The 25,973-nt window shown below is 61.7% G+C and carries 21 protein-coding genes; 9 read left to right on the forward strand and 12 right to left on the reverse strand.

Annotated features, from left to right (window positions below):
* Positions 1 to 28 precede the first annotated feature (28 nt).
* Positions 29 to 1,063 carry a LacI family DNA-binding transcriptional regulator gene (locus IM737_RS08590; RefSeq protein ID WP_236899502.1) on the reverse strand — a complete coding sequence of 345 codons (1,035 nt, stop codon included), beginning with the start codon at positions 1,061 to 1,063 and terminating at the stop codon, positions 29 to 31.
* Positions 1,064 to 1,554: 491 nt separating this feature from the next.
* Between IM737_RS08590 and IM737_RS08595 the strand changes: the two genes are divergently transcribed.
* The 3 genes from IM737_RS08595 to IM737_RS08605 are packed head-to-tail and all read left to right on the forward strand — an operon-like array spanning position 1,555 to position 5,783.
* Positions 1,555 to 2,724 carry a Gfo/Idh/MocA family protein gene (locus IM737_RS08595; RefSeq protein WP_236899503.1) on the forward strand — a complete coding sequence of 390 codons (1,170 nt, stop codon included), beginning with the start codon at positions 1,555 to 1,557 and terminating at the stop codon, positions 2,722 to 2,724.
* A 21-nt stretch (positions 2,725 to 2,745) separates the two neighbouring features.
* Complete coding sequence (locus IM737_RS08600) at positions 2,746 to 4,842, forward strand: FAD-dependent oxidoreductase (RefSeq protein WP_236899504.1); 2,097 nt, start codon at positions 2,746 to 2,748, stop codon at positions 4,840 to 4,842.
* A gap of 41 nt (positions 4,843 to 4,883) precedes the next feature.
* Positions 4,884 to 5,783 carry a sugar kinase gene (locus IM737_RS08605; protein ID WP_236899505.1) on the forward strand — a complete coding sequence of 300 codons (900 nt, stop codon included), beginning with the start codon at positions 4,884 to 4,886 and terminating at the stop codon, positions 5,781 to 5,783.
* Between the two features lie 162 nt (positions 5,784 to 5,945).
* On the opposite strand, the gene IM737_RS08610 is transcribed toward IM737_RS08605, so the two are convergent.
* The 5 genes from IM737_RS08610 to IM737_RS08630 form a co-directional block, all read right to left on the reverse strand.
* A complete protein-coding gene (locus IM737_RS08610) occupies positions 5,946 to 6,380 on the reverse strand; it encodes a hypothetical protein (RefSeq protein WP_236899506.1) in 435 nt (144 codons plus the stop codon).
* A gap of 264 nt (positions 6,381 to 6,644) precedes the next feature.
* Complete coding sequence (locus IM737_RS08615; protein ID WP_236899507.1) at positions 6,645 to 7,154, reverse strand: hypothetical protein; 510 nt, start codon at positions 7,152 to 7,154, stop codon at positions 6,645 to 6,647.
* Positions 7,155 to 7,565: 411 nt separating this feature from the next.
* Positions 7,566 to 8,663, reverse strand: coding sequence for an alpha/beta hydrolase (locus IM737_RS08620; RefSeq protein ID WP_236899508.1), 1,098 nt, complete (start codon positions 8,661 to 8,663; stop codon positions 7,566 to 7,568).
* A 57-nt stretch (positions 8,664 to 8,720) separates the two neighbouring features.
* On the reverse strand, positions 8,721 to 11,249 hold the full coding sequence (locus IM737_RS08625) for an ABC transporter permease (RefSeq protein WP_236899509.1): 2,529 nt from the start codon (positions 11,247 to 11,249) through the stop codon (positions 8,721 to 8,723).
* 8 nt (positions 11,250 to 11,257) lie between these two features.
* Positions 11,258 to 11,959 (reverse strand): ABC transporter ATP-binding protein, encoded by a 702-nt coding sequence (locus IM737_RS08630; protein WP_236899510.1) that lies wholly within the window; start codon positions 11,957 to 11,959, stop codon positions 11,258 to 11,260.
* A gap of 217 nt (positions 11,960 to 12,176) precedes the next feature.
* Between IM737_RS08630 and IM737_RS08635 the strand changes: the two genes are divergently transcribed.
* From IM737_RS08635 to IM737_RS08655, 5 genes are all read left to right on the forward strand, one after another.
* Positions 12,177 to 13,319, forward strand: a complete 1,143-nt coding sequence (locus IM737_RS08635) for a hypothetical protein (RefSeq protein WP_236899511.1) — start codon at positions 12,177 to 12,179, stop codon at positions 13,317 to 13,319.
* Positions 13,320 to 13,643: 324 nt separating this feature from the next.
* Positions 13,644 to 15,419, forward strand: a complete 1,776-nt coding sequence (locus IM737_RS08640; protein WP_236899512.1) for a hypothetical protein — start codon at positions 13,644 to 13,646, stop codon at positions 15,417 to 15,419.
* A complete protein-coding gene (locus IM737_RS08645; RefSeq protein ID WP_236899513.1) occupies positions 15,419 to 18,082 on the forward strand; it encodes a hypothetical protein in 2,664 nt (887 codons plus the stop codon). The genes IM737_RS08640 and IM737_RS08645 overlap by 1 nt, the downstream gene beginning before the upstream one ends.
* 104 nt (positions 18,083 to 18,186) lie before the next feature.
* On the forward strand, positions 18,187 to 18,354 hold the full coding sequence (locus tag IM737_RS08650; RefSeq protein WP_236899514.1) for a hypothetical protein: 168 nt from the start codon (positions 18,187 to 18,189) through the stop codon (positions 18,352 to 18,354).
* Positions 18,351 to 18,536 carry a hypothetical protein gene (locus IM737_RS08655; protein ID WP_236899515.1) on the forward strand — a complete coding sequence of 62 codons (186 nt, stop codon included), beginning with the start codon at positions 18,351 to 18,353 and terminating at the stop codon, positions 18,534 to 18,536. Before IM737_RS08650 ends, IM737_RS08655 begins: the two co-directional genes overlap by 4 nt.
* A 161-nt stretch (positions 18,537 to 18,697) precedes the next feature.
* On the opposite strand, the gene IM737_RS08660 is transcribed toward IM737_RS08655, so the two are convergent.
* Together IM737_RS08660 and IM737_RS08665 are read right to left on the reverse strand one after the other, a co-directional pair.
* Positions 18,698 to 19,282, reverse strand: a complete 585-nt coding sequence (locus tag IM737_RS08660; protein ID WP_236899516.1) for a TetR/AcrR family transcriptional regulator C-terminal domain-containing protein — start codon at positions 19,280 to 19,282, stop codon at positions 18,698 to 18,700.
* A gap of 920 nt (positions 19,283 to 20,202) precedes the next feature.
* Positions 20,203 to 21,030 (reverse strand): alpha/beta fold hydrolase, encoded by an 828-nt coding sequence (locus IM737_RS08665; protein ID WP_236899517.1) that lies wholly within the window; start codon positions 21,028 to 21,030, stop codon positions 20,203 to 20,205.
* Positions 21,031 to 21,146: 116 nt separating this feature from the next.
* Between IM737_RS08665 and IM737_RS08670 the strand changes: the two genes are divergently transcribed.
* Positions 21,147 to 21,719, forward strand: a complete 573-nt coding sequence (locus IM737_RS08670) for a TetR/AcrR family transcriptional regulator (protein ID WP_236899518.1) — start codon at positions 21,147 to 21,149, stop codon at positions 21,717 to 21,719.
* A 71-nt stretch (positions 21,720 to 21,790) separates the two neighbouring features.
* On the opposite strand, the gene IM737_RS08675 is transcribed toward IM737_RS08670, so the two are convergent.
* Genes IM737_RS08675 through IM737_RS08690 form a run of 4 tightly spaced genes read right to left on the reverse strand, consistent with a single transcriptional unit; the run spans position 21,791 to position 25,959 of the window.
* The gene (locus tag IM737_RS08675) at positions 21,791 to 23,230 is read right to left on the reverse strand and encodes an NAD-dependent succinate-semialdehyde dehydrogenase (protein ID WP_236899519.1); all 1,440 of its coding nucleotides are present in this window, start codon (positions 23,228 to 23,230) and stop codon (positions 21,791 to 21,793) included.
* Positions 23,231 to 23,234: 4 nt separating this feature from the next.
* A complete protein-coding gene (locus IM737_RS08680) occupies positions 23,235 to 24,323 on the reverse strand; it encodes an ABC transporter ATP-binding protein (protein WP_236899520.1) in 1,089 nt (362 codons plus the stop codon).
* Positions 24,320 to 25,120 carry an ABC transporter permease gene (locus IM737_RS08685; protein WP_236899521.1) on the reverse strand — a complete coding sequence of 267 codons (801 nt, stop codon included), beginning with the start codon at positions 25,118 to 25,120 and terminating at the stop codon, positions 24,320 to 24,322. The genes IM737_RS08680 and IM737_RS08685 overlap by 4 nt, the downstream gene beginning before the upstream one ends.
* Positions 25,120 to 25,959 (reverse strand): ABC transporter permease, encoded by an 840-nt coding sequence (locus IM737_RS08690; protein WP_236899522.1) that lies wholly within the window; start codon positions 25,957 to 25,959, stop codon positions 25,120 to 25,122. Before IM737_RS08690 ends, IM737_RS08685 begins: the two co-directional genes overlap by 1 nt.
* Positions 25,960 to 25,973 lie beyond the last annotated feature (14 nt).

Below are 25,973 nucleotides of genomic sequence, written 5' to 3' on the forward strand. Positions count from 1 at the left end.
CCAGAAATTCTCCTGGGCAGGATAGGTGTCAGACCGTGTCCGACACTCTGGCCCGAGTCGTGTCGCGAACCACCAGTCGCACAGGGGTACGGAAGGTATCGACTTCGATCCGCTGCGCCGTGATCTGCCGGAGCAGCAGGCCCACCGCCCGCTGGCCAATCATTTGCGGATCCACCGCGATGGTAGTCAGCTTCGGGATGGAGGAACCGGCCTCGATCACGTCGTCAAATCCGACCACGCAAAAGTCTGCGCCGGGCTCCAGGCGGCGGGCGCGCAGCGCATCCATGGCCCCGAAGGCCACCGCATCATTGAAACATTGTGCCGCAGTCGCCCTACCGCTGCCCGCCGCGAACAGCTTGTCGATCGCCGAGATACCCCCCGCGCGTGAGGGAGCCGACGGCACGACCAAAGAGGGATCGACATCGATGCCGGCTGCTGAAAGGGCATCGAGATATCCTTGCCGGCGTTCTTCGAACACTTGGATGTCTGGGAAACCGCCCAGAAAGGCTATGCGTCGGTGCCCGAGGCCGATCAGATGTTCCACTCCCATGCGCGCGCCGGCATAGTTGTCAGAAAGCACGGACGACACCTTGGCGCCCGGCACCCCGCGGATAGCGACCACGACGGGTATGCCATGGCTGATGATCGGCTTGAGGTCCGCGATCGTGGTCCCCCGTGCCGGCGAGATAATCATGCCGGCAATGCCATGTTCGCGCATTGAGGCCATGACCTCGCGCTGCCGCGCGACATCCTCTCCGGTATGGGCGAGCAGTTGAACATAGCCTGCCGACTGCAGGACATAATCCATGCCCACAGCCAGTTCGGCGAAGAAGCTGTTGGTCAGGTCATTGACCACAATGCCGATGATCTTCGAATTCGGCATACGCATATTGGCGGCGCCGCGATTGTAGACATAGCCGAGCCGCTCGATGGCATTGCGCACCTTTTCGCGGGTCGCCTCGTGAACCACCGGATTGCCCTGCAGCACCAGCGATACGGTCGACTTGGAGACACCGGCCGCCTTGGCAACATCTATGACGGTAATGGACTTTTTGGTTGTCACCGGTGATGCACCAATATGTCTCCAATCGCTGAAATCCGGCACTCCAGAGAGGTTAGTGCAGCTCTATGCCGCCCTATGCCGGGTCCACAGTCCATCGCCCGACCATAGCTTACCCGAGCCGCTCTCCGTAGCGCCCGGGCACCTGTTCACGAGCTCAAATTACGCTGGTTTTGGGCCGAAGAGCCTTACGCCGACAGCTGGAACGATCCATGCACCAACTAGAATCCAATCATCAAGTACGGCACCCTCGCACAAATCTCAAGAAGGGTCCGCCATTTCTCCATCGAGCCCCGCTCAAACATCATCAAGCGCGACCCTTGACAAATTTGGAACGTTCCAATTATCTTTGATCGTGGTCAAAGAGGCACGCCTCTGGTGGCGCGGTTGCGGCGACATTCCTCCGCCTGCGATCGCTGAAAGGCGATCCATAAGCGCAGACCGAGCGAAACAACGATGCGGCCGTCACCTCGGCCAATGAAAGGGCGAAAGCCATGTCTGAAATCAGGGTAGCGATCCTTGGAGCATCCGGGTGGATGGGGAAGGTTCATGCCATGGCCTTCCAGACCTTTCCGCACTTTTTCGGCACATCGGGCGGCACGGCTCGGGTCGTCGCGCTGGTCGAAGCGAACCCCAAGCATGCTGACGAACTGGCAAGTCGCGTGCCCGGCGCCAAAGTCCTTCAGGACTGGAGGGCTGTGGTCAACGACCCGGAAATCGACCTGATCGACATCTGCCTTCCCGACTCCCTGCATTACGAAGTCGCCAAGGCAGCCTTGTTGGCCGGCAAGCACGTCTATTGTGAAAAGCCACTAGCCAACACGGCCGCAGAAGCACGCGAACTGGCCGACCTGGCACGGGCCAAGGGGGTGATCACTCGGGTCGGCCATGCCTTCCCGCGCAACCCCGTCCACGACTTGGCGAGAGAGATCATTACCGCCGGCGAGATCGGCGAGATCAAAATGTTCCGTGGCTGCCAGCATATTGACATGTATGGCGATCCCAACGCGCCATTCATGTGGCGTGCCGATGGCAAATTGGCCCCCACCGGTATCGTCGGCGACACCGGCTCCCATATCTTCAGCTTCATGTCGTTCCTGGTTGGCCGTGTCAGTGCCTTGGTGGCCGAAAACTTCATCACCACGCCCAGGCGTCCGGTGGTCGAAGGTTCCGCCCTGGGCGCACAGGCCGCGCTTACCGGCAACGAGGCCTGGGCGGACGTGACCAACCCTGACGCGACCAACCTGATTTGCCGTTTCGAGAACGGCGCCCGCGGCATTGTCGATTTCAGCCGAGTTGCGACGGGCCGCAAGTTCATGCAGACCTACGAGGTCTATGGCACCAAAGGCAGCATTGCCTACACCTATGACGAGATCAACCGGCTGCGGTTCTATTCCAGCGCGGACCCATCCGGTCGCGCCGGCTTTCGGGAGATCGATGTCGGACCCGAAAGCGCCAACTACCGCGCCTTCCTGCCCTTGCCAAACTTTGGTCTCGGCTACAACGAGACCAAGATCATCGAGGCAGCGGAAGTCATCCGCTCCATCGTCCACAAGACGCCGATGTGGCCCACTTTCGACACTGGCCACCACATCTGTCAGATCGTCGACGCCTGCATGGAATCGGGCCGCCAGCAGCGCTGGGTCGACATTCCGACCGCCTGAACAAGTCCAGGGATGCCCGCGATGACCATGGACGTTCCGCAGCACATCCTCGATACCCTGACCGATGTCGACATGCCGCGCTTGCCGGCGGAGCCCGCCGCATCGGACATGCTGCATCTGGCAGGCCTTGATGTGCCGCTTTATCGGAGCGGCTGCATCATTGTCGGATCCGGTGCCGCCGGCCTGCGCGCTGCCGTCGAGCTGAAGCGTCGTGGCAGTGATGTGGTGGTGATCAGCCAGAGCGCCTGGGGCGGCACGTCGGCGTGCTCAGGCTCGGACAAGCAGACCCTGCACACAGCCAATACCGCCGACCAGGGTGACAATTACCAGTCCATGGCGCATGCCATCCGCGCCGGCGGCGCCATGGATGAGGACACTGCCTATGTCGAGGCGGTCGGTTCGCCCAGGATGATGGCGACCCTGCAGTATCTGGGACTGCCGCTGCCGCAAGAACCTCTGGGCGGCACGCTTCGCTACCGGACAGACCACGACGAAGTCGGGCGAGCAACCAGTTGCGGCCCCAGGACATCCAGGCTCATGGTCCAGGTCCTGGCTGAAGAGGCCCTGCGGCTGAACGTCCCGATCTTCAACCACACGACTGCAGTCAGCCTGTTGGTGGATGAGTATGGCCCGTGTCGTCGGATTGTTGGCCTTGTAACGATGCGCGCTAGCGACCGATCAAAGGGCAATCCATTCGGCTTGGCAATCTTTGCCTGCAACACGCTGGTTCTTGCCGCAGGCGGGCCGGGCGAGCTCTATCGGGACAGCGTCTACCCCAATGGGTGTTTCGGCGCCCTCGGACTGGCCCTGGAAGCCGGTATCGAGCTAGTCAACCTCACCGAAAGCCAGTTCGGCATCGGCACCCGTCGGGAAGGCTTCCCTTGGAACCTGTCCGGCACATACGTCCAGTCTATCCCCCATGTCTATTCGGTGGACTGTAATGGTAACGAGCACCATTTTCTGGCTGACTACTATCGGACAACACAGGAACTGGCCTCAAATCTGTTCCGCAAAGGCTATCAGTGGCCATTCCACGCCACTCGCATGCTGGATTTCGGGTCGAGCCTGGTGGATCTGGCGATCCATCGAGAATCCGCGTTGGGCAGGTCGGTCTTCATGGATTTCAACCGCAATCCACTCCAGATACCCGGCGACCTGCCTTTCAGCCTGGAGCGACTAGACCCCGATGTTGCCGACTACTTAGGTAAGGCAGGTGCCTTGCAAGACCTTCCTATTGCGCGGCTCCAGCACATGAACCCGCTCGCGATCGAACTATACCGCCGTTACAAAATAGACATTGCGCAGGACCCGCTGGAGTTCGCGGTGAACAACCAGCACATGAACGGCGGCATAATGGTGGATTGCTGGGGTCAAACCAACCTCAGCGGCTGCTACGCCATCGGGGAGGCAGCCGGCACTCACGGCGTGACCCGACCTGGCGGTGCCGCACTCAATGCCGGCCAGGTCTTCGGTACCCGTGCTGCCGAACACATCGCCGGAAGCCGCCCAGCTGGCAAGACCTCGCCTGGCGAGATTGCGCGCATAGCGGGACAACGCGTCGACGAGCTCTTGGCGTGCCTGCGTGCCGACAGCCCCAATACCGTCAAGTCCGTGCGCACCGAAGTACAGGCCCGCATGAGCGAGAAGGCTGGTCTGATTTGCGATGTCGAAGGCGTCAGCTTGGCACTGGCGGAAGCTCAGAACCTGGTCCGCAGCATCTCGGCCAAAGGCATCGGCTACTCCCGCTCGGCCGAGGCTGCGCGATCACTGCAATGGCGGCACATGGCGGTGGCGTCCGAAGCGGTGCTCACCGCCCTTGACCACTATGTCCGCAATGGCGGCGGCAGCCGTGGGGCGCGAGCCATCTGCGATCCGGCGGGAGGGGCTGTGCCATCGAGCAAAGACGGGCCTATGGCCGACTATCGCTTCCGCATCGAGCAGGCGGCGCATAGGGACGAACAGATCGTTGTCTGGCGTGAAGGCGATGTCCTTCGCGTCCGGACCCGGCCGAACCGGCAACTCGACAAGTCGACGAAATCCTTCTTTGAGCGCGACTGGCCCGACTGGCTGACTGGCCGCATCTACGGTGCGTCTCAGGCAGAGACGGCCCGATCGTGATCAGCTTTACCTCAAGGCGCGCGGTATCGATCGGCGAGGCCATGGTCGAATTCGCGCCGGCCGGTCCTGAATTGTTTCGCAGGGGCTTTGCCGGCGACACGTTCAATACGATCTGGCACATCGCGCAGCTCATGGGTCCGACCGCCGATTGCGGTTTCGTGACACGCGTCGGCAACGACAGCCACTCGGATCGCTTCGTTGCCGCAATGGCGGCGGATGGCCTCGACACCAACAATGTGTCGCGGGACCCCGACCGCCAGATGGGTCTCTATCTGATCGAACTGGACGGCGCTGAGCGGCGATTTCACTACTGGCGGCAGGGCTCCGCTGCGCAGCGACTTGCCGACGACACTCCAGCGCTGCGCAACGCGATCTGCCGGGGTGGTTTGATCCACCTGTCTGGCATCACCCTATCCATCCTCTCAGTCGATGCACGGTCCAGATTGTGGGCGGCACTGCGTGAAGCCCGTCAGGGCGGGGCAATCGTGTCCTTCGATCCCAATGTCCGTATGCGGCTTTGGTCATCACAGGAAGAGGCCCGTGTTGTCATCGACCGCATGCTGGGCATGACGGACATCGCCATGCCAAGCTACGATGACGAGCGCGCGCTCTGGGGCGATGCCTCCCCCTACGACACTGCGGCCAGGATTGCCTCCTATGGTGTTCAAGAAGTCATCGTGAAGGACGGCGCCAATCCGGTTCATGCCTGTTTAGGCGGCCAGTTCCATACCTTCTCCACCCCCGCCGCCAACCAGGTGCTCGATACCACCGGCGCAGGGGACTCCTTCAACGGAGGATATCTTGCGGGGCGTCTCCTCGGCCTCCGCAACGAGCCCGCGGTTCGCCTTGGCCAGCAACTAGCTGATGAAGTGATTAGGACCTACGGTGCGCTTGCAGCGCGGGAGCGTGTCGTCGAACTCCGTCCCAAATCCGAAATCTAGGGGATCCGTTCCACGAACGTCCGCTTTCGCGGCGATCGCCAAAGCGTCCTGAACGGCCGAAATGGGGCGCAAAGCGGTCGGCTTTTCGCTTGAGGATCGTCAATTCGGGTACTCGAAGCGTCGCTGGAAGGGCGACACGTTCTGTGTGCCAGCCTGTCGCCGCTAGTGCAGCAACCTTATGTTTGGCGCGGCCGGAACAGCGGCGAACCTTCTCCCATCAACGCGCTCCAGCTCGTCGACGTTCTCAAGCAGCACTGCCGACGCCCGAGCTAGCGTCGCCTCCATCCGTCGTCGCACGCTGGCAACTGCTAGTGGCGAAACTGCAGGGCGATGGTCGGGCCGTCCAAATAGATCACCCCACATTCGCCAAAGCCAGTTTTTGAACTCTAGATCGCTGGCAATCGCCGTCGCTACGGCCAAGTCGGAACCTGGGATGCCAAATCCGAATGTGGAAACATCACCGAACACGATTTCTTCCCCCGCGCGGCCGGCCATGATGACAGCGAGCAGATCATTGCAGGTCTGCGCCGTGTGGAAACGCTCCCCAGACAGGGTCTTTTCCAGCTGACGAGCGAACTCACCGGCATTGGGGGCCATCTCAGCCAGCCCAAGCTCCCGCGCCACAATCCTTTGTGCGTTTCGGTAGATAGCGATGCGGCGGCGGACCCCGGGGCAACAGCTTGTCTAAGGGATCCGGAACCTGCGCTTCGGCGACACTGTCTGTCACGTATGCCGCGCTGAAACGTTTCGGACTGCAATCCCACACGATCGCTCTCTCCGTCCACGAACAGGCGTTGCCGCTGGCACAGCGGGCGGCACGCGAACTCAAGCTGCAGGACGAGGGGTGCGCTAGCGACCCGCCTAACGCTCGCGGCCTTCGATATGGACCATCCCTGCACCGCCGGTTGCCTCGTTGTGCGCCCAACTGGCGAGGTCGGAGTCGATCACGATATAGCTCCCCGCCGGTAGGGTGAGGTGCGGGCGCACGGTCCAGTAGGCATTTTGGACGCCACCTTGGCCGGGGGAACCGTGTGATGCCCACGGCCCGTAAAGGCGCCCGTGGGCATCAACCAGGGCAATGCTCCCCGGATCGGCACCCTTGCCGTTGTTCCAGTGGTAGGTGGTGATCGCCGTAATTCGCGTTTGTCCTTCGAGCCGGACGATCGGAGCTGCGATCGGTTGCGTGTAGACGGTGTGGATGTTGCCGTTGTCGAACACCACCGGGTCGGTCCGTGGCACCTCCCATGCGACGAAAGCAACCGCTTTCTCAACTGGTCGAACCATCGGCTGGGCTGCAGAGGCCTGCTGAGGACCTGCGGCCAGAACGATCAGCGCAAGTGCAATGGCGGAAAGCTGGCAAAGCGAAGACATGTCGGAACTCCATTTCAGTTTGGACGCTGTCCCGACGGAAGGCCCAGGTCGCGTCCTGGAGGTCTGAGTCGGCCACCCGCCCGACCGTTGCCGACGGAAAGTGTAGACCCAAACATCTTGGCCGCTCCTGCAGAACCGTATGCAGCATGGCCTGCCTCAGTGGGCCTGACCTTGACGTGGATCAAAACCGCTAGGCTCCTGCCAGACCAGCGCAGGCCCCCGCAACCGCCAGCTGGGGCGTTTGGATTCCAACGCAAGGCTTTCGATCACGGCCAGAAGGTGGCGGTAGAGCGGAACTCGGCGCTGGGCCTAGCGGAGCGCCTTCGCCTCGGCCGCGTTCGCTGCGGTTGAAACTTCCCTCTGTCCATTCAACTGCACAAACTCTCGGATCCTATGCGGCGGTCTCGGTAGTCAGCGGGGCAGCTGAACCACGACCGTGTTGCCGCTACTTTGCAGGTCGTGACCATCAGAATTGCGTATCAGCGCCTGAGCAAACCCAATCAGGTCCGGCTTGGCCATGGCGTTGATCATTGCCATTAGGTCCGGCTGACCACCGACGGCATAGTGCGCGACCATACCGCCGCTCAGGGAGTTTGCCGTATCAACGACCATGAGGGGCAGTCCGTCGAAGGCTGATGAATCGTGTACGGAGCCGACACGGACTTGTTGGTCCGACATGCCTGCAACTAGATCCAGAACCCAATCCTTGCTGGACGAATAGATAACCACTGGCGCCCTCAGATTGCTCAGGGCGGCCTTGAACTCAACGATGGGCATATCGGGCGACAACAACGCAGCACCGCCAAACCGTGCGAAAAACTGATTGCTGCCATGCTGGCGCATTCTCGCCAGTGTATGCATGACAATGTCTGCGCCCATGGAATGTCCAACAACGACTACGCGCGACGCCCCGGCACGGGTCAAGCCGACCAGGAGGGTTTCCAGAGCGAGTTCGGCCTGCCGGGCCCGGCCTAAGTCAGCATCGTAGGCGACCAGGTTGTGGGCGTTGGGCCAGGAGAACTGGATCGTAGCGGCAGGAATGTCCATATCCACGGCCAGTTGGGTCGCCCGCATCTGGGATGTCCAAAAGGTCGTATTGTACCCATGTACGATCACCACAACCTCGCTTGTTCCGAACCTTGCTCGCGAGTATCCGACCACCTCCCGAGCAAAGGAACCTAGTGTTGAAATGCGCCGGCTCACCTTGGTCACGAACTGGTCGATATACTGACCCGGTCGACGGTCGGCCCGAACCTCCATATCGTAGTGCAAGTAGTATTGCGGTGCGGTGTCGGCGGATGTCGGTCCCGACAGCGCTGCCCGGGTGGTCGCCACGAAGATATCTTCGGCTTGCGCGGGTGTGGCTATCAGGAAGGCTTGCAGGACTAGGACGACCGCTAACAGGGCACGATGGGATGTCATGGAGGTCATTTCTCTGGTTATGCGATCACCCTCACATTTGCGTCGTCGTTCGCATTGAGATGGATCAAATGCGATCGAGGTTTCCAAGGTCTGAGTGTTCGGGGCAATGATCAGAAAGCACTGTCTCCAAAGGCTCCGATCGCCCTATCCCTGCCGGAGATAGGATGCCGGGGTCCTCGACAGCGTATTCCAGGTGATAATCGCCCCGACCCCGACGGTCAGAAGCATGGCCAGCGGGGCAACCAGGGCGAGCAGCACTGGATCTGCCGAGAAGCCGAATTGGAGCACGATGGTCACGAAGGCCCAGGCCCCCGCAACGCCGAGCCCTACGGCAAGCAGTGCCGCTATACCACCCACCAAGACATACTCCACCAGGAACGATGCGATCAGATCGGCGCGCGTCGCCCCTAGCACTTTGGCCACGATGGAATCGGCTTCGCGCTGCCGCCGGCCGGTGGCCAGCACACCGATCAGGACGAGCAGACCGCTGGCAAGGGCGATTGCCCCGACGATCGAGATCGTGGTGGAGACCGTCGTCATTAGTCCACGCACCGCATCGATCGCCTCCTCAATCGGCAGAAAGACGAGTTCAGGATATGACGCTGCTAATCCAGACTGGAGACTCTGGATCGTCCCCTCCTTGGCTTTGAACAGCCCGAAATAGGACGACTGGTAGCCATCGAGGGCGCCCGGCGAAAGAACATAGGGAAAATTGACACCGCCGCGCTGCCAGTCATAGGCACGGAAGTTGGCAATTCTGGTGGATACAGGATCACCAAAGATTAGAAAGGTGATCTCGTCGCCAAGTTCGAGACCAAGCAATGACCGCATATCTTGGGACACCGACACAAGCGGCGGGCCAGCATACTCAGCGGGCCACCAATCCCCACTGACCACTCTTGACCCTTCGGGGATCGCGACGGCGTAGGTCAGTGGCTGCTCGTCACCGAAATAGATCGTGAGGTCCTTGGGCGGCTCTTTGATCTCGGGTGGTGCATGTCCATTTATTGTAAGGGAGCTGGCGCGAACGAGGGGGATTGCTGTGAAGCTCGCAATCCTGGCATCCGTGGCGGAGAGTGCCTGGAACGCCTCAACCTCGTCGGCGAAAAGGTCCATATAGATCAAGTCGGGCGCATCGATCCGCGCTTCGGGGTCGAGTTGGTGGCGCAGATTGCTCTCGCTGAGTGCAATTAGCAGTAACAGTGAAATACCAAGCCCCAGCGACAGGATCACCGCGGAGGCGGGCGATCCGGCACGATGGATGGACTTGACCGCATTCCTGATCAAGGCATTGGGTGCCGGCGGGACAAGCCTCAGTCCGCGTTGCAAGACTTGCGAAGCCCCGCGCAGGACAGCAAAGGCTACAGACGCACCAACCGCGTACCAGAACACGATCTCTGGCCACCCGGTGTCGAAGATCGCCACGGCAATCAGTCCGGTCAGGGCCCCCAGCATCGGCAGGAGCACCCGCGGTTGTAGCAGCACGCGCAGATGCATCGCCTTACCGGATGAAGATACGGTCGACCGGAATAACTGCGCTGGCCGCATTGCCTCGACGCGGGTGAGCGGCAGATAGGCAAAGAGAAAGCTGGTCAGCAGACCAAAGGCGACCGACGCCGCGATGGATGGTCCGTCGATGATCGGCATCAGGCCCATCCCGATCATCGGTCCGATGCGCGGCAGAAGTGCCACGGTGGATGTCAAACTGAGGGCAAGGCCGAGAGTGATACCAACAAGGGTCAGGATCAGAACCTGGATCAGAAAATGCAACAGCACGCGGTTGCTCTCCGCACCCAGGGCTTTCATGGTTGCAATGGAACGCTGCCGTTCCGTTATGTAGGCGGAAACGGCGTGAGCAACACCCAGTCCGCCCACCAGCAGAGCCGATAGACTGACAACCGTCAGAAAGCGCCGGAGCAGCTCGAAGTAGCGAGACAGTTCCTCGGTGGCATCACCCGGCTGACTAATCCGCAAACCGACATCGGGGAACGCTTCCTGCACCGCTTTGACCGCAAGTGCGGCGTCTGTGCCCACGGCCAGGTCAATTTTGTACCGGTAGCGCGCGAGACCGCCCGGCTGAACGATCTCGGTGTCCGCTAGGCCGTCGGTGGAGATGAGAAGAGGATAGCCGATAGCGACGCCCTGGCTCACCTGGTCGGGCACACTGTGCAGGATACCGCGGATCTCGAACTCGGCCTTGCCTAACTGGATGCGGTCGCCGATGGCTATCCCGAGCCGGTCGAGCAGTCGCGGATCGGCGACCGCCCCGCGAACCCCGCTTCTCGATCCCAATTGCCGCTCAAGCGAGCCTTCGCCATCCACCTCGACAACGCCGCGGAGTGGATATGCCGCGTCGACGGCTCGCACGGCAGCGAGCACACTTCCATCCTGTGATTGTGCACGCCCCATCAGGTCAATGACCTCGCTGACCTTACCCAGGTCTGCAAAGAAAGCACGTTCGTCGGCATCGGCTGGCCGATGGGTCAGGCGGATTTCGATGTCTCCGCCCAGCAGCAACCGGGCGTCCCGCGTCAACGCGGACTGCAGAGATTCGCCAACCGAGCTGACCACAGTAACGCTGGCAACACCGAGCGCAATGCAGGCGACCAAAATCCAGAGGCTGCCAAAGCCCCCGCGCAGATCGATCAGCGCGACCCTGATCAGACTGAACAAGGACCGCCTCAAACCGTCACACCCTGAATTGCAGGGGGCGTTTCGTGGAGACTTCCCTGGTTCATGCTTAGCGTTCGGTCTGCACGAGCGGCAAGCTGAAGATCGTGGGTGATGAGCAGGATCGCTGTTCCCTCAACCCGAGCTAGCGCAAACATGCGCTCTATGACGCCACCACCAGTGGTCTGGTCGAGGTTGCCCGTTGGTTCGTCGGCGAGCAGAATTCGCGGCTCGCCGACAATGGCGCGGGCGAGGCCGACTCGCTGTTGTTCCCCGCCTGACAGTGCGCTTGGCAAGTGCTTTGCCCGATCGCCAAGCCCGACCGCCACCAGGGCATCCTGCGCCGCCTGACGAATACTGCCGTAGGGTCGCGAGGGATCGGCGATTTCAAGCGTGAAGGCGACATTCTCCAACGCCGTCATGGAGGGAATGAGGTGGAAGTTCTGGAACAGGATGCCAAAATTGTCGCGACGGAAGACAGCGAGCCGATCTTCGTCAAGGCCGACGATGTCTGTCCCATCGATCAGAATGCTGCCGCTCGTGGCTTTCTCCAATCCTGCCAGAACCATCAGCAGTGACGACTTTCCGCTGCCCGATGGACCAACGACAGATACGACTTCACCTGGCTGCAGAGCGAACGAGACGTTGCGCAGAACGTGCAACTCCTCCCCGGCGTTCTTGAGGTACAGGTTGACGTTGCGGACCTCAAGCAATGGGGCGGAAACCGACAGGGGATCGCTCTTCAGTTTGAATGAAATTGGGTCGCGACTGTCACTTGCCGCTCCGATGCATGCCGCAGAACATAGCCTTTGCCCGAACAGCGATATTGACCCACGTCAAGGCTGGCGAGTTTCCTTCCGATACTTGGTGGGTGTGGGGATGCTTGCGGGCGCCCTTCACTGTGTGTCGGTCCTAACAGGTAACCACTTCATGAATGCAATCCCGGCAGAGGTCGTCGTCATGCCCGCCGACGAGGGACAGGCCTTTTGCGACTTCATTGACCTGCCCTACCGCGTGCGTGGCGGAGACCCCGATTGGGTGCCGCCGCTTAGAATTCAACAAAGGGACGCACTGGACCGGATCAGGAACCCGTTCTACAGGCATGCAGAGCTTCGGCTGTTCATCGCCTACCGGGCCGGCCAGCCGGTCGGTCGGATCGCCGCCATCAACAATGCTGTGCACAACCAGACCCATGGCGAGCGCACCACGCAATGGGGCTTCTTCGAGTGCGAGAACGAAAAGGTCGCGGCGTCCGCCCTCTTTGCCGCCGTCGAGGACGCTGCCGCGGGCTGGGGACATGATCTGCTCCGTGGTCCTTTCAATCCGTCCGTCAATGACGAGATTGGCCTGCAGATCGATGCCTTCGACAGGCCGAGCTTCATCATGATCCCCAGCAATCCCGCTTATTACCGGCCTCTGGTTGAGGCGGCCGGCTACTCCAAGACAGTCGACCTTTACTGCTTCTGGATTGATGCAGGCACGCTGTCGGGCGAGCTGACGCGTGTTGGGCCCGCCACGATCGCCCGCGGCAACATCCGTTACCGCAAGCTCAACAAAGCGACGTTGGACAGGGACGCCGAGAAGATATGGCGAGTGTACAATAGCGCCTGGGAGAAGAATTGGCTCTGGGTGCACGCCACCCGCGAGGAGTTCCTGCATCTCGTCAAAAACCTCAGGCAGATCGCTGACTTCGATCTGGCCTGGGTCGCCGAAAACTCAGACGGTGAGATGGTCGGCATTTCCATCGCTATCCCCAACATCAATGAGGCGATCATGCCAATACGGGATGGGCGGCTGCTACCACTCGGCTGGTTACGCCTGTTGTGGGGCAGTCGGCGCGGGGCGATCAAGGGCTTGCGCTTCCTCGTCATGGGCGTGCTTGAGCCCTGGCGCGGTCAAGGCATTGATGTGGCATTGAACTACAATCAACTCCAAGAAGCTGTACGCGGGGGCTACACCCACGCCGAAATGAGCCAGATACTCGAGACCAACACGTCGATGCTCAACGCTGCAACACGGATGGGCGGTGTCCGGTACAAGACCCACCGCATGTTCGAAAAGGCCCTGCACTAAGCGTCGTCTCAACGACAAGCCATGTCGGCCACCTGCCGGAGGGGGATTCGCTGGGAGCTCGGCCCGAGCAGGGCCCGCCCACCAAAACCGAGTTTCTGCGGGAGCCGTCGTCGCGACCGCCTCGTGCAAAGCTCTTGGCGCCGCCCAGCTGCTGAATGTGCTCAACGCTATTCGGCTGCCTCGGCTCAGGTTCTTGCCGTGTTGGCGCTGCCGGTTTGATCTCTTGACATGGATCAATGCTCCCGCGCCCACACGGCCCATTATCGTGCCCAGCATTGAAGGATATCGCAGGTGAGGCTCTGGGCATTTCTGGCGATAGTAGGCGTGGCGGCAGGTCTAGCTGTCGGCAGCATTGCACAGGACTCTGGCGTCATCGGCGACAACACAGGCTTGCTGGCACCGCAGACGGAAGGTCGTGGTCCCAGTGAGTCCATTGTCGAATTTGTAGTAGCCCCCCACGCGGCCACGGTCCGCCTCTCCGAAGCCGGGATCGCGGTGCTTGCGGAGAGCTTCGTGGCCGATGCAGTAGCCGCGCGGCGCAACGCCGAGCTTGAACTCGGAATCCAGGCGGTCGGCGACAGCGCAGGCGGCCTTGGCGTGTTGGCGACGCTGGCCGAACACGCACTGTTCGCCGACCAATTTGGCCCGGTGAACAACGCCCTGACCAACATAGGCGGCGTGCTAGCCTTGGCGCAGGTTTCGCGCGATATCTGGAACGGACGCACCGACGCCGCCCTGACCGGAGCGATCAAGGGCTGGATGAGTTTTGCGATCGGCAAATGGGGCTGGGGATCGCTGCAGGTCGGCGGGATTGCGCTATTCGTGGTCGATGTGACGCTGCGCGAATGGCAAAGGGGCGTCAGCGACATCGCTGTCGAGGGACTTCGCTGCCATTACACCGCCTGGTACCGTGAAAATCCGCGCCCGATCAGCGACTGGAAGACCCGTGTATGGCAGCTCTACCTGCTGGCCGAGCAGGAAGGCAGGGAAGGCTTCGCGGCTTATCTCGATATCGAGCTGAACCGCTACGCCAACCTGGCGTTGCAGGATCCGGAGTGGATCACCTATGGCGACTGCAGCACGTCGACAATGGGACTTGGTCACAGCGACATCGAGGCGAAGCTGACCGATGAGCACAAGCTGTTGCTTGGCAAGCTACTGGTCGAGGAGGTGTTGCCCGAGATCGGCGAGCGAGCCTGGCGGCGAAATCTCGACGCACAGGTCATCTGGGCCAATACACATCTGCTGCCGCGGCTGAACAAGGTGCTGACGCTCGAGATCGCCACCTACGGTTTCCCCGCCGGAACGCGGATGGTGATGCCGCTGCCAAACGGCGGTGAATGGTCTGGCAAGCTACGCCCGGACGGCACCTTCAGGGCGGCGATCACCAAGTTCGCGCTGGCCAAGGCCGGGTTCCCCGAAGTCGTCCGCATCGAGACCGAGGCCGGTATCGAAGAACGCCGCCTGTCACTGTCAGGCGACCGGCTGGTTGCGATGTTTGGCACCCCCGAAACACCGCTAGTCTCGCGCTTCCAACTGAGCGAACAGGCTGGCCAGTGTCGGATAACCCGTATCGCCGCCGACGGCAGCCGCGAGGAAGAGGTCCAGGACATCGAGATCCATGCGCCGCAGGATGTCGATTTCGCCATGCTGCCGAACGGCAACTGGGTAATGGGTCACTACGCACAGAGCGGCGGATGGTCCATCGCCTCGCCCGGGGCGACTGTCGGCGATCGGATCGATTTCGGAGCGCCGCTGTGGGACGGGATCACCGGATTCAAGGGCTGCGTCATCAGCTTTCTAGGTGACGACCAACTGGCCCGCACCACCTGCAGCGTCGAACGCTTCGACAGCAAACAGGTCAGTACCCGGCTGCGGATCGACAGGCTGTGTTCGTCCCCAGCCCAGCTCGACATTTCTGGCGTCTTCACCGCCCTCGTCGCCGGCGAGACCACCTACTACCCGCTCGACGGGCCCGAAGGACAGGTGATCGTCGACACGCTCAAACGCGGGATTGGGGAAGGCGTCGTCGGTGGTTTTCCCAGCATGCCGGACTTGCCCGATCTGTCCCGAATGCCGGCTCTGCCAGGAGGCAATTGATGCGCAGGATACTGATTTCACTGTCAATTCTGGCAGTGCTTCTGGCGCCGGCCAGTCGGGCGCAGGACTTGGAGGACTATGACGAGTTTGGCGTGGTAGATGACGGCAAGAGCCTGGACGAGGTAGCGCCCGATGACGGCAGCCTGCCACCATCAATGCCGGCCCCTGACGATGAGGCCGCCGAGGCGCCCGAGGACGCCGACGCCGCGCCCGACGCTGGTGCGGGCGCTGTCGTCCCGCCCACCCCGGCCGCTGATGCGATCGCCAGGATCACGCCTCCAGCTGACTGGCAGGCAGTCTCGTTCCGAACCCTCACCGCCGCGCTACCGCCCGAATTCCAGTTGGGCGACGACGCGGATGACGGTCGCATGTGGTTCCTCGGCGACATGGCGACTCATAAGGGCGTGATCTTTGGCTTCACTTTGGGCAGCGAGCGCGACATTTTTCCAGACCACGCCGAGATCCACGTCGACCGCGCCGTAACACTCGACGGCGTCGCCTACCGCTGGCGCGAAATCACCGCTGACCTGGGCGATGGCACGATGGCCGACCTGCTCCTGCTGTCTTCAGTCGATCCGGTCGATGGCGACGAAAGCCAGCTGATCACTGGCACGACCATCGGCGTGAGCTTCGAGGAAAATCGGCAGATGCTCGAAACCGCGATCGGAACCATCCGCATCGGGACAGCGCCGCCGCCGCCGGAGACCCAGGACGGCACGGCGCTCGACGGTCTAGTGATCTATTCGGTGCCCGAGGACTGGAATGTTCTAACCAGTCAAGGCGGCCTGCAGGTCGGCTTCTGGCCCCAGGTGTATTCCGGCTATATCGGTATTGCCCGCGGCGAGGCCGTTACTGGCATTGACGGGCTTCAGCACGACATCCCCGAAGACATAGAGCTGCAGGCGGCCGAGGTTCTCGGCCAGATCGCCGACAGCTACTACTGGGACGGGACCGAGGACGAGTTCCAGTTTGGCGGCGCGATGGTGCCAGGCATGTTCACCTACTACCGCCTGCTCCGGTGCGTAGACGGCGACCCGGTCATGGTCACCCTTGTCGGCGCTCGAGGCTGGGCTTGGGAAGACGAGTTCTATGCCGTTCTCGACGGCATTACGCTGGACGCTGACAAGCTCACGTCCTGCTCCAGGGACGATGTCGGCAGCGCCGGCGCCCCGCTGCCGCAGGAAGACATCCCAGCCGCAGAGCCGTCAGTCCCCGTCGCGGCGCCCGTTCCGGCCCCAGGGGCCGCCGCCGCAGCGGTCACGGGGTCGCCCGTCGATGTCGGCGGCGTTACCTTCCTTCTGCCCGAGGGCTGGAAGGTGACCTACGACACCCAGGACGACAAGCAGTTCGTCAGCCCGGACGGTCGCTGGACACTGCTGAGCTTCTGGTGGCTCCCCGACGAACCCCTGCTGGGCTACACCGACATCACCAGCGTCGAGAACCTTGTTCTCGACCACGAGCCTGTGATGCGGATCTCCAGTTGGTTCGAAGGCTTCCGCACGGTGCAGACGGTGACCGAACGCGCGCGCAGCGACGGAAAGCGGTTCATGTTCACCGTCGAGGGCCAGAGTGCGACGGATAGCGAAATCACCAGTGTCGTCGCCGCGTTGACCGCCAACCTGCACCTGCAGGGCGGCTTCGATCCGTCGAAGATGGTCGATCCACTCGCCGCTGCCGCCCTGGCAACCCAGCCCGCCGCGCCTTCCACGCTGGCGGATGAAAGCCCCGGCGGGGTCGGCAGGGTGGTCGACTTTGCGGACGGGCCGCAGGGTTGGATCGGCGACCACGCGACGCTGACGGCGGAGCGTTCCGGCGGCCCTTCGGGCGGTGGTGTGCTCAAGGCGTTTGCGCCTGGCGACGGCGTCAATGGCTACCTGATCGCGCCGCCGCAGATGTTGGGCGACTGGGTCGGTGCGCAGGGAATGACAGTCACCATCCGCACCGAAAGCGGCACCTACGTCGCCCCGTTCGACTATGGCGGTCGCGGCGACATCTACATCGAAAGCCGCGGGCGTACCGCCGCGATCGACTTCCCGCTGCCGGTTGGCACTGCATGGACCACCGAGGCTATCCGCTTCGATGCGCCAGGCTGGCGGCTTTCCGGAGCCGCGTCGATGGCCGAACTGCTGGCCGATGTCACCGCGCTTCATGTCCGCATCGAGTTTCTGAGTGGCGACGCCACAGCGTGGGTTTCCAGAATTGAGCTGGTTGGAGGCGACGCGGCCGCAGCGTTGGTTCCCCCGAACGGCGATGCAGGCTGGACGGCCTATGTGAACGCTCGCTTCGGCACAACGATCGAATACCCGTCCGGGCTCCTCGCCATGCAGCAGGCGCCCGACAACGACGACGGCCGCACCTTCCGTAGTCCGGACGGAACGGTCACATTGCTAGTGTTTGGCCAGTACAATATCGACGGGCTCGACGGCCCTGCAATGGTGGCCCGTGATCGCGACTGGGGCGACTATGGCGAGGTGACATACCAGAGCGCAAAATCCGATCGCTACGCGCTTTCGGGTTACTCCGACGACCGGGTATTCTACCGCGCCGCCCGCATCGACAATCAAACCGGTGTGGTCCACGTGTTCGAGATAGAGTACCCCGCCGCAGCGAAAGCGACATGGGACCCGATCGTAACCAGGTTGGCGAAGTCATTCCGGGAGTGATGACCCGGTTTTCGAACCGGACCATCGCCCCGCGTTCTTCGTCTCCAAGGTCGCTACGTGATTGGACTTATCCACTCTGGAAGCCTAGGGGAAGGGAGTACATCATGCCCGACCGGTACGACACTTTTCTACACAACGAGAACATCAAAAACTTCGAGGCAAAGATCAGGGTCGAGACGGATCCTGTTCGTCTTGCCTGGCTGCATGACATGCCGGCGCAAGAAATGGCGGGGACTCTAGTCAAGAAGCCCCCTATGGGAACACTCAAATGAAGGCCGCTCTGCTGGTCCGGCCGCCTTCTACTTCCCGTTCGCCGTCGGTTTTGAGCTGCTTGGGCGCCTTCATCACCCGCCGTCCGCTTCAAAACCTCGAGCGGATCGCCATGGTGGATGAGGGCTTCAAGGTAATCGTTCAGGCTGAACAGAGAATGCGTGGCCACGATGACGCTCAATGATCGGGCGACATCAGTGAATGATGACTGCACCAAAGGCACGAGGGTTTTTGCGGGCGTCCAGCTGACGCGGCGTGCGACTGCTGTTGGTTGGTTGGGGACTGCGTAGCTCCGAGCCATGGACCGGGATCGATCATGCAAAGGTCTTACGGCCGCAGAAGGTTTTATGGTCTCGCCACGAGGCGGGCGCGTTCGAGGGCGTCGAGGATCAGGCTGAGACCGTAGGTGAACTCGTCCGCTGGGTTGTAGTTACTTCGCGTGAGTTCGTTGGCGCTCTCGTTCAGGTAGGGGTACTCTTGCGGGGGCAGTTGCGGCAGGAACACCTCGTGGATCATGTCCGCAAGCTCGTCGGCGCCGGCGAAGGGAAGGGTCGCCTCCTGGAGGGCGAAGCCGTAGATATAGCTGTCGAGTAGCCAGTTTGCGTGTGTGGCCATCGGGATCGAGAAACCGGCCGTGCGCAGCGAGGCCTTCACAGCCTCGTGGTGCCGCAGGTTGGCGGGTCCCGAGTTGGTCCGTGACGCCATGAGGCTGATCGCCCAGGGGTGGCGGGCCAGCACCTCTCTGGCAGACACCGCCCGCGCTCGCATCGCCGTTTGCCAATCATCCCGGCTTTCCGTTAGCTCAATCTCGGCGAAAACGAGGTCCACCATGCCGTCGAGCAACTCCTCTTTGCTGGCGACGTGGTGGTAGAGCGACATCGCCCCGACGTTGAGCTCCTGCCCCAACCTGCGCATGCTGAGCGCGTCCATGCCCTCTCTATCGGCGAGAACAAGGGCTTGGCGCAGCACCCTCGCCTTGCTGAGCGGGGTGGTGGCTCCTGCCCCTCGTCCAGAATCTGCGCCCATGCGGCGGCCTCCTTCGAACACGGTCTTGACATTTCGCACAGTGTACGGTTATCGCATCTGGGCACTAATCATACAGTGTACGGTTAGCGCGGTGTGAAGTCGACGTCACCAGCTGACGGGGCCGACTCACAGTCACTGTAAACAGAGAAGATTCGGCAACTCCGAGCAGAGCACCTGGTATTTGATCGCGACGTCGAGTTCAGTGACGCGCTTACAGTCGGAAAAGCGGCATCGTCTCCACGTAATCTCGCGAATCCGCTGACCTAGACCAGCAATGTTAATGGCCCCAGGATATCTATCCTGGGGCCATTTTTTGCTCTTCCATTCGGATCGCCCGTTCCCTTGAGCCGCGAAGTTCATTCCGCCTTTTTGCCTAAGGCCATTCTAAGACTTCAATGGATCGCCCCTTACAGTTCAAAGGGTTAACCCCTATCTGTTCTAGAACTATCGAATAGCGCACAGTTGGTTTTTTCTGAGGAACTCCAAAATTGCTTGGGGAACACATACTGGGAGGCCGATACGAGCCATTTCAATGGCGTAGGCCAAATGCAAGTCAAGCACGGGTGGCTACGAGAGCGAATTGATAGTGGCAATGGCTGGACACCACGCCCTCGGCAGAAGGCTCAGCAGAGGTTCAAAGACCCGCTTAGCGCGGCAACCGGCGCTGCCGAGAGATAAGTGCGAAGCCTTGCCGCAGTTCGGCAAGGAAGACGGCAGATAGGCCAGCCGATATGCCGCGCAACCAGACGCAACCATTGGATTGGCGGCAGTTGGTGCCATCACGCTCGAACCGCCAGCCAATTGTGCTGCAGACGGCCATGCTGTCAGCGAAGGAAGGCGAGAGCCTCCTGAACGAACACGGCGTGATGCTGGAAGATGCCGCCATGGCCGGCACCCGGAAAAATGCTCAGCTGGGCATTGGGGAGTTGGCGCGCCAGTTCGAAGGAATTGATCGTCGGCACCATGACGTCATTGTCGCCATTGGCAACCAGGACGGGATGCTGAACCGCGCTGAGCCCAAAGGCGTCACCCTGCCCCCACGCCTGAATGGCCGCCACCTGAGCCTGAATGGTCTCGTTGCTCACCGGCGCATCGCGGCCTTCCTTACGTTCGTTCAGCCGCGCAAGGAAGGCATCAGCTGCGGCCTGACCATCGCTCGTCGGGGAAAAGAACAGAAAGTGCTTGGGATGCTTGCCAGAACTTCCAGCTTTGGCAATGGCACTCTGCAGTACCGCGCCGACATTAACGATGCCTTCGCCACCGGCAGGGCCGGCGCCGGCGATGATGACCTTGCGAACAAGGTCAGGCTCTTGCTGGACGATAGCCTGGGCAATGAAGCCACCCAGAGAAAAGCCCAGCAGATCGACCCTGCCCAGTCCGAGCGCATGGATGAACGCGACCGCATCGCGCGCCATCTCCCCGACGGAGGTCTGTGTCTGGCCGCCTGAGCCGCCCACCCCTCGATTGTCGAACGCGATGACATGGTGCTTGGCTGCCAGGCCATCGACCACCCGGGGGTCCCAATCGTCGAGCACCGCCGTCAGGTGATGCAGCAAGAGCACCGTTACACCGCTCTTTTCTCCGAACTCTCGATACACAAAGGACGTGCCGTTCACGTCGATCGATCTGGTCGGGGCATTTTCAAAGGTCATAGCCAGGCTCCATTCAATAGGCCACGCGGTCCATGGCGACCGGCTTGGCGGATAAGATAACGATCGCTATATAACGATCGTTATCTTACAAGGCAAGACGTGTTTGGAGGTTGGCAATGAGATATCCGCCGGATCAAAAGACGAAGGCCAGGGAGGCGATCCTGCAAGCTGGAGCACGGGCGCTCAGGACAAACGGCTACAACGGGATCGGGGTAGACGGCCTGGCAGCTGCAGCTAGCGTGACGTCGGGCGCCTTCTACTCGAACTTCCCGAACAAAGAGGCACTATTGGAAAGCGTCATCGACGCCTGCCTTGGAGAGCCCTTCATCGATCCTGACACGGGAACTCCAGATGAACGGCGGGACCTTCTAAGGCAATGGCTCGCCAACTACATCAGCGTCTACCACCGGGAAGATCCGGCAGCTGGCTGCGTCATGCCGACCTTGAGCGCCGATGTCGCTCGTGCCAGCCAGCCAGTTCGCGTGGCCTACGAGGGCAAGATGCTCGAGCTGATCCGAAAGATGGCGGGGGTCCTCGACGGTCCCGACGCTGATCGTGAGCGGCGCGCCTGGAGCATCGTCGCCATGATGGTTGGGGCGATTGCGATCTCGCGGGCCATGCCAGACGGCGAGGAAGCGACCGCTCCCCTCGACTTCACCTTGCAGACCGCGACTTCCCTTGTCGGCTGAAGGCACCCCACAGCCATGACTGTCAGCTCAGATGGTGAGCACACTCTGGGCGTCGTATGCAGACGGCGCAGTCACACGGACACACACGCGTATTTCAGTTCGAGATAGTCCTCGATTCCATAGTGCGAACCTTCCCGGCCCATACCCGATTGCTTGATGCCCCCAAACGGGGCGACCTCAGTCGAAATGAGGCCGGTATTGATGCCCACCATCCCACATTCGAGCCGCTCCATCACCCGCCAGGCGCGGGCGAGGTCTCGGGTGTACACATAGGAGGCGAGGCCGAATTCGGTGTCGTTGGCCAAAGCGATGACCTCATCTTCCGATTCAAAGCTGAAAACGGCGGCAAGCGGCCCGAAAGTCTCCTCACGCGCCAGTTTTGCCTGGGTTGAGACGCCTGCCAGCACAGTTGGCTGGAAGAACGTGCCCTCCAATTGTGCCCCGCCGAACAACAGCCGCGCCCCGTTGGCCAGTGCATCAGCGACATGATCCTGAACCTTGGCCAGAGCAGCCAAACTGATCAGCGGACCAATCTCGACCCCATCTGCGTCGCCCGGCCCAACCTTCAGTTTGCTGACGCGCTCGGCGAGACGATGGGAGAAGACTTCGTGGATTCCGGCCTGGGCATAGATGCGATTGGTGCAGACACAGGTTTGCCCGGCATTGCGGAACTTGGAGGCGATAGCGCCGTCCACCGCGGCGTCGATATCTGCGTCATCGAACACGATGAAGGGGGCGTTGCCGCCCAGTTCGAGCGACAACATCTTGATCTGGTCGGCGCTCTGCCGCATCAGGATGCGGCCGACATTGGTCGACCCGGTAAAGCTCAGCTTGCGGACTGCCGGGTTCTGGCAGAATTCGAGGCCCAGTTCCGCACTTCGTGACGATGGCACTATCGAAAGAACACCTTTGGGCAGGCCTGCGCGCTCCGCTAGGACGGCCAGCGCCAGGGCTGAAAGTGGCGTCTCAGCGGCGGGTTTGGCGACGATCGTACAGCCGGCAGCCAGTGCCGGCGCCAGCTTGCGGGCGATCATGGCATTGGGGAAATTCCACGGCGTTATGGCGGCGACCACGCCGACGGGCTGCTTGAGGACCAGCAGACGCTTGTCGCGCTGATGGCCCGGAATGATGTCGCCATAGATGCGCTTGGCCTCTTCGGCGAACCACTCGATATAGGCGGCGCCATAGAGAATCTCGGCCTTGGCTTCAGCAAGGGGTTTACCCATCTCGGCGGTGAGAATGCGGGCAAGGTCGTCCGCGTTGGCAACGACGAGATCATGCCAGCGCCGCAGATGGGCGGCCCGCTCCTTGCCCGTCAAGGCGGCCCATGCCGGCTGCGCCCTGCCAGCGCGAGCGATCGCTTCGGCCGCCGCAGCGCGATCGCAATCGGCGACCTCGGCCAAAAGGTTGCCACGCGCGGGATCGCGCACCGCCAGGCGCTCAGACGAGCCGATCCACTCGCCACCGATGAAGGCGTCAGTGGCGAGCAGCGAAGAATCCGACAGGTGCATTTCCTTACCCCTTGGCGAAGGCGCTGGCGGTTTCTGGGTTCCAGCGCACATGCATTGCGTCGCCTCTCTTGATACGCCCAGAAAGCGGGTGACCGAAGCCAATGCGGATGACAATTTGCTGTCCCCAACCCGTCCGGACCGAGACCAACATGGCATTGCCCAGGAAAGCGGCATCCTCGACGGTGACGGGCAGAGAAGCGCCGGTCCCTCCCGGTTCGGCGGCAAGGTCGACCCGCTCGGGCCTCAACAGCAGTTCGGCGGTCCCGCCACGGCGGCCGTCGCCGTGCAGGCGCACCGGGGACAGTTGCGTGCCATCGGAGAAGCGCAGGCTGACCTTTCCGTTGGCAAGCTCAGCAATCTCCCCGGCAAGAAAGGTGCTGTCTCCGATGAAGTCGGCAACGAAATGGGTGGCCGGATTCTCATAGAGCTCGGGACCAGTACCGACCTGCTCGATCCGGCCGCGATTGAAGATCGCAATACGATCAGACAGGCGAAGGGCTTCGTCCTGATCATGCGTGACATAGAGGATGGTGACGCCTGTCTCCTGGTGAATGCGCCGGATTTCGACCTGGATTTCCTCGCGCAGCTTCTTGTCGAGCGCCGAAAGCGGCTCGTCCATCAGCAGCACAGGTGGATCGTAGACGAGGGCACGGGCCAGGGCGACACGCTGCTGCTGTCCGCCCGAGAGCTTGGCTGGCATGCGGTCCTCAAGGCCAGTCAGCCTGACCAATGCCAGCGCCCGCGTCACCCTTTCTGCAATCTCAGACTGGTTCATCCGCCGCACGCGCAGCGGGAAGGCGATATTTTCACCAACGCTCAGGTGAGGAAACAGCGTGTAGCGCTGGAACACCATGCCGATTTGGCGCTTGTGCGGCGGGATCGAGAGGATGGACTTGCCGCGGATGCGGATATCGCCCCTGGTGGGGTCCTGGAAGCCGGCCAGGATATAGAGCGTCGTCGATTTGCCGGAACCAGACGGCCCCAGAAAGGTGACGAGCTCACCCTGCTCGATCGTCAGATCGACATTGTCTGTCGCGACCACGTCGTTATAGACCTTGCGGACGCCATCGATGTGAAGATACGGGCTGCTCATCTGGACTTGCCTTTGCGGATCAGGGCCGCCGCCGCCATGAGCAGCAAGGTCAGCACGACGAAGAGGGCGGAAGCAGCCGCGACCACGGGTGTCAAATCCTGCCGCAGCGTGGACCAGACGCGCACGGGCAGCGTCTGAAGCGTGGGTGACGCCATGAATATGGACAGCACCACCTCATCCCAGGAAATAAGGAACGAGAAAATCGCGGCCGAAAACAATCCATGACTGATGGCCGGCATCGTGACGCGGAACCGCGCCTCCCAGGGGGAAGCGCCACAGAGCACGGCAGCGTCCTCAATGGCAGGGTCAAATGTCTCGAGCGCACCCGAAATGGTAATGATCGCAAAGGGCAGCGCAACGATCACATGGGCAATGACGAAGCCGATGAAGGTGCCGCTCAGACCCACACGCAGGAAGGCGGCATAGAGTGCTACCCCGATGATGGCCACGGGCAGCACCATAGGCGTCAGGAAGAAGGCGCGCAGGATCGAGCGGCCGGGAAATGTGCCGCGGACCAGCGCGAGAGACGCCAGGAAACCAAGAACGACCGAAATGATGGTGACCACCACGCCGATGCGGGCGGAGGTGAAGGCGGCCTCCAGCCAGCGCGGATCGGACAGCAGTTCCTGGTACCACTGGAGTGTCCAGCCCGGCGGTGGAAAGATCAACCAGCGCGAGTTGCCGAAGGACAGGGCGACGATAAAGACGATGGGTAGCAGCAGAAACAGCGCGGTCAGCAGGCAGATGCCGAGCAGCAGCCACTTCCAACTGCCCAGCTTGTGAAAATCGAGCAGCATTAGCGGCTCCCCACCGGTTCGAAGAGGCGCAATTGCACGGCGTAGAGGGCCAGCGTGACCACCAAGAGCACGAAGGCAGCGGCCCCGCCCATGCCCCAGTTCACCAGGCTCTGCACCTGCTGCACGATGAGCTCGGCCACCATCATGTTGGCGGTGCCTCCTAGCAAAGCGGGGGTGACGAAGTAGCCAAGCGACATGACGAAGACCATAAGCGCTCCGGATGCGATGCCGGACATCGCCAGTGGCAGCAGCACACGGGTAAGTGCCTGCCAGCGGGTCGCGCCGCACAGGCTGGCGGCTTGGAGCGTCATCGGGTCGATCTTGCGAATGACACCGTAGAGCGGCAGGACCATGAATGGGATCATGATGTAGACCATGCCGATGGTCACGCCAACGAGGCTGTTGGTCAGTTGCAGCGGCTGCTCGATGACGCCGAGCGCCTGGAGGATGCGGTTCACCACCCCGGTCTGCTGCAGCATGACCATCCACGCATAGGTCCGTGCCAGAAGGTTGGTCCACATCGACAGGATGATGATGCCGAACAGGATGGCGGCGAGGGGTTTCGGCATGATGGCCAGGGCCCAGGACACCGGGAAGGCAATAAGCACCGTGATGATCGTTACGAGCCCGGCCACCATGAACGTGTTGAAGAAGATGCGTAGATAGGTCGTGCTGCCCAGGAGCGTCGCATAATTTTGCATCCCCAGGACAGGCTCGGTGACCGAGCGAGCGAGCAGCAGGGCAACCGGCACCACAAAGAAGGCGACCAGCAACACTGTGGCCGGCATCGCAAAGCCAAGACCCGAACGGCGCGACGAGACCACGGCAGCACCAAGCATGTTAGGGTCCTCCC

This window comes from Devosia sp. SL43 (assembly GCF_021729885.1).
Classification (GTDB): domain Bacteria; phylum Pseudomonadota; class Alphaproteobacteria; order Rhizobiales; family Devosiaceae; genus Devosia.

Bases quoted from the DNA above. Each gene is read 5' to 3' on its own strand.
- IM737_RS08615 (WP_236899507.1), bottom strand. From the start codon at position 7,154: ATGTCTTCGCTTTGCCAGCTTTCCGCCATTGCACTTGCGCTGATCGTT.
- IM737_RS08680 (WP_236899520.1), bottom strand. From the start codon at position 24,323: ATGAGCAGCCCGTATCTTCACATCGATGGCGTCCGCAAGGTCTATAAC.
- IM737_RS08670 (WP_236899518.1), top strand. From the start codon at position 21,147: ATGAGATATCCGCCGGATCAAAAGACGAAGGCCAGGGAGGCGATCCTG.
- IM737_RS08595 (WP_236899503.1), top strand. From the start codon at position 1,555: ATGTCTGAAATCAGGGTAGCGATCCTTGGAGCATCCGGGTGGATGGGG.
- IM737_RS08635 (WP_236899511.1), top strand. From the start codon at position 12,177: ATGAATGCAATCCCGGCAGAGGTCGTCGTCATGCCCGCCGACGAGGGA.
- IM737_RS08655 (WP_236899515.1), top strand. From the start codon at position 18,351: ATGAAGGCCGCTCTGCTGGTCCGGCCGCCTTCTACTTCCCGTTCGCCG.
- IM737_RS08610 (WP_236899506.1), bottom strand. From the start codon at position 6,380: ATGGCCCCCAATGCCGGTGAGTTCGCTCGTCAGCTGGAAAAGACCCTG.
- IM737_RS08685 (WP_236899521.1), bottom strand. From the start codon at position 25,120: ATGCTGCTCGATTTTCACAAGCTGGGCAGTTGGAAGTGGCTGCTGCTC.
- IM737_RS08605 (WP_236899505.1), top strand. From the start codon at position 4,884: ATGGTCGAATTCGCGCCGGCCGGTCCTGAATTGTTTCGCAGGGGCTTT.
- IM737_RS08675 (WP_236899519.1), bottom strand. From the start codon at position 23,230: ATGCACCTGTCGGATTCTTCGCTGCTCGCCACTGACGCCTTCATCGGT.
- IM737_RS08645 (WP_236899513.1), top strand. From the start codon at position 15,419: ATGCGCAGGATACTGATTTCACTGTCAATTCTGGCAGTGCTTCTGGCG.
- IM737_RS08665 (WP_236899517.1), bottom strand. From the start codon at position 21,030: ATGACCTTTGAAAATGCCCCGACCAGATCGATCGACGTGAACGGCACG.
- IM737_RS08690 (WP_236899522.1), bottom strand. From the start codon at position 25,959: ATGCTTGGTGCTGCCGTGGTCTCGTCGCGCCGTTCGGGTCTTGGCTTT.
- IM737_RS08650 (WP_236899514.1), top strand. From the start codon at position 18,187: ATGCCCGACCGGTACGACACTTTTCTACACAACGAGAACATCAAAAAC.
- IM737_RS08660 (WP_236899516.1), bottom strand. From the start codon at position 19,282: ATGGACGCGCTCAGCATGCGCAGGTTGGGGCAGGAGCTCAACGTCGGG.
- IM737_RS08600 (WP_236899504.1), top strand. From the start codon at position 2,746: ATGACCATGGACGTTCCGCAGCACATCCTCGATACCCTGACCGATGTC.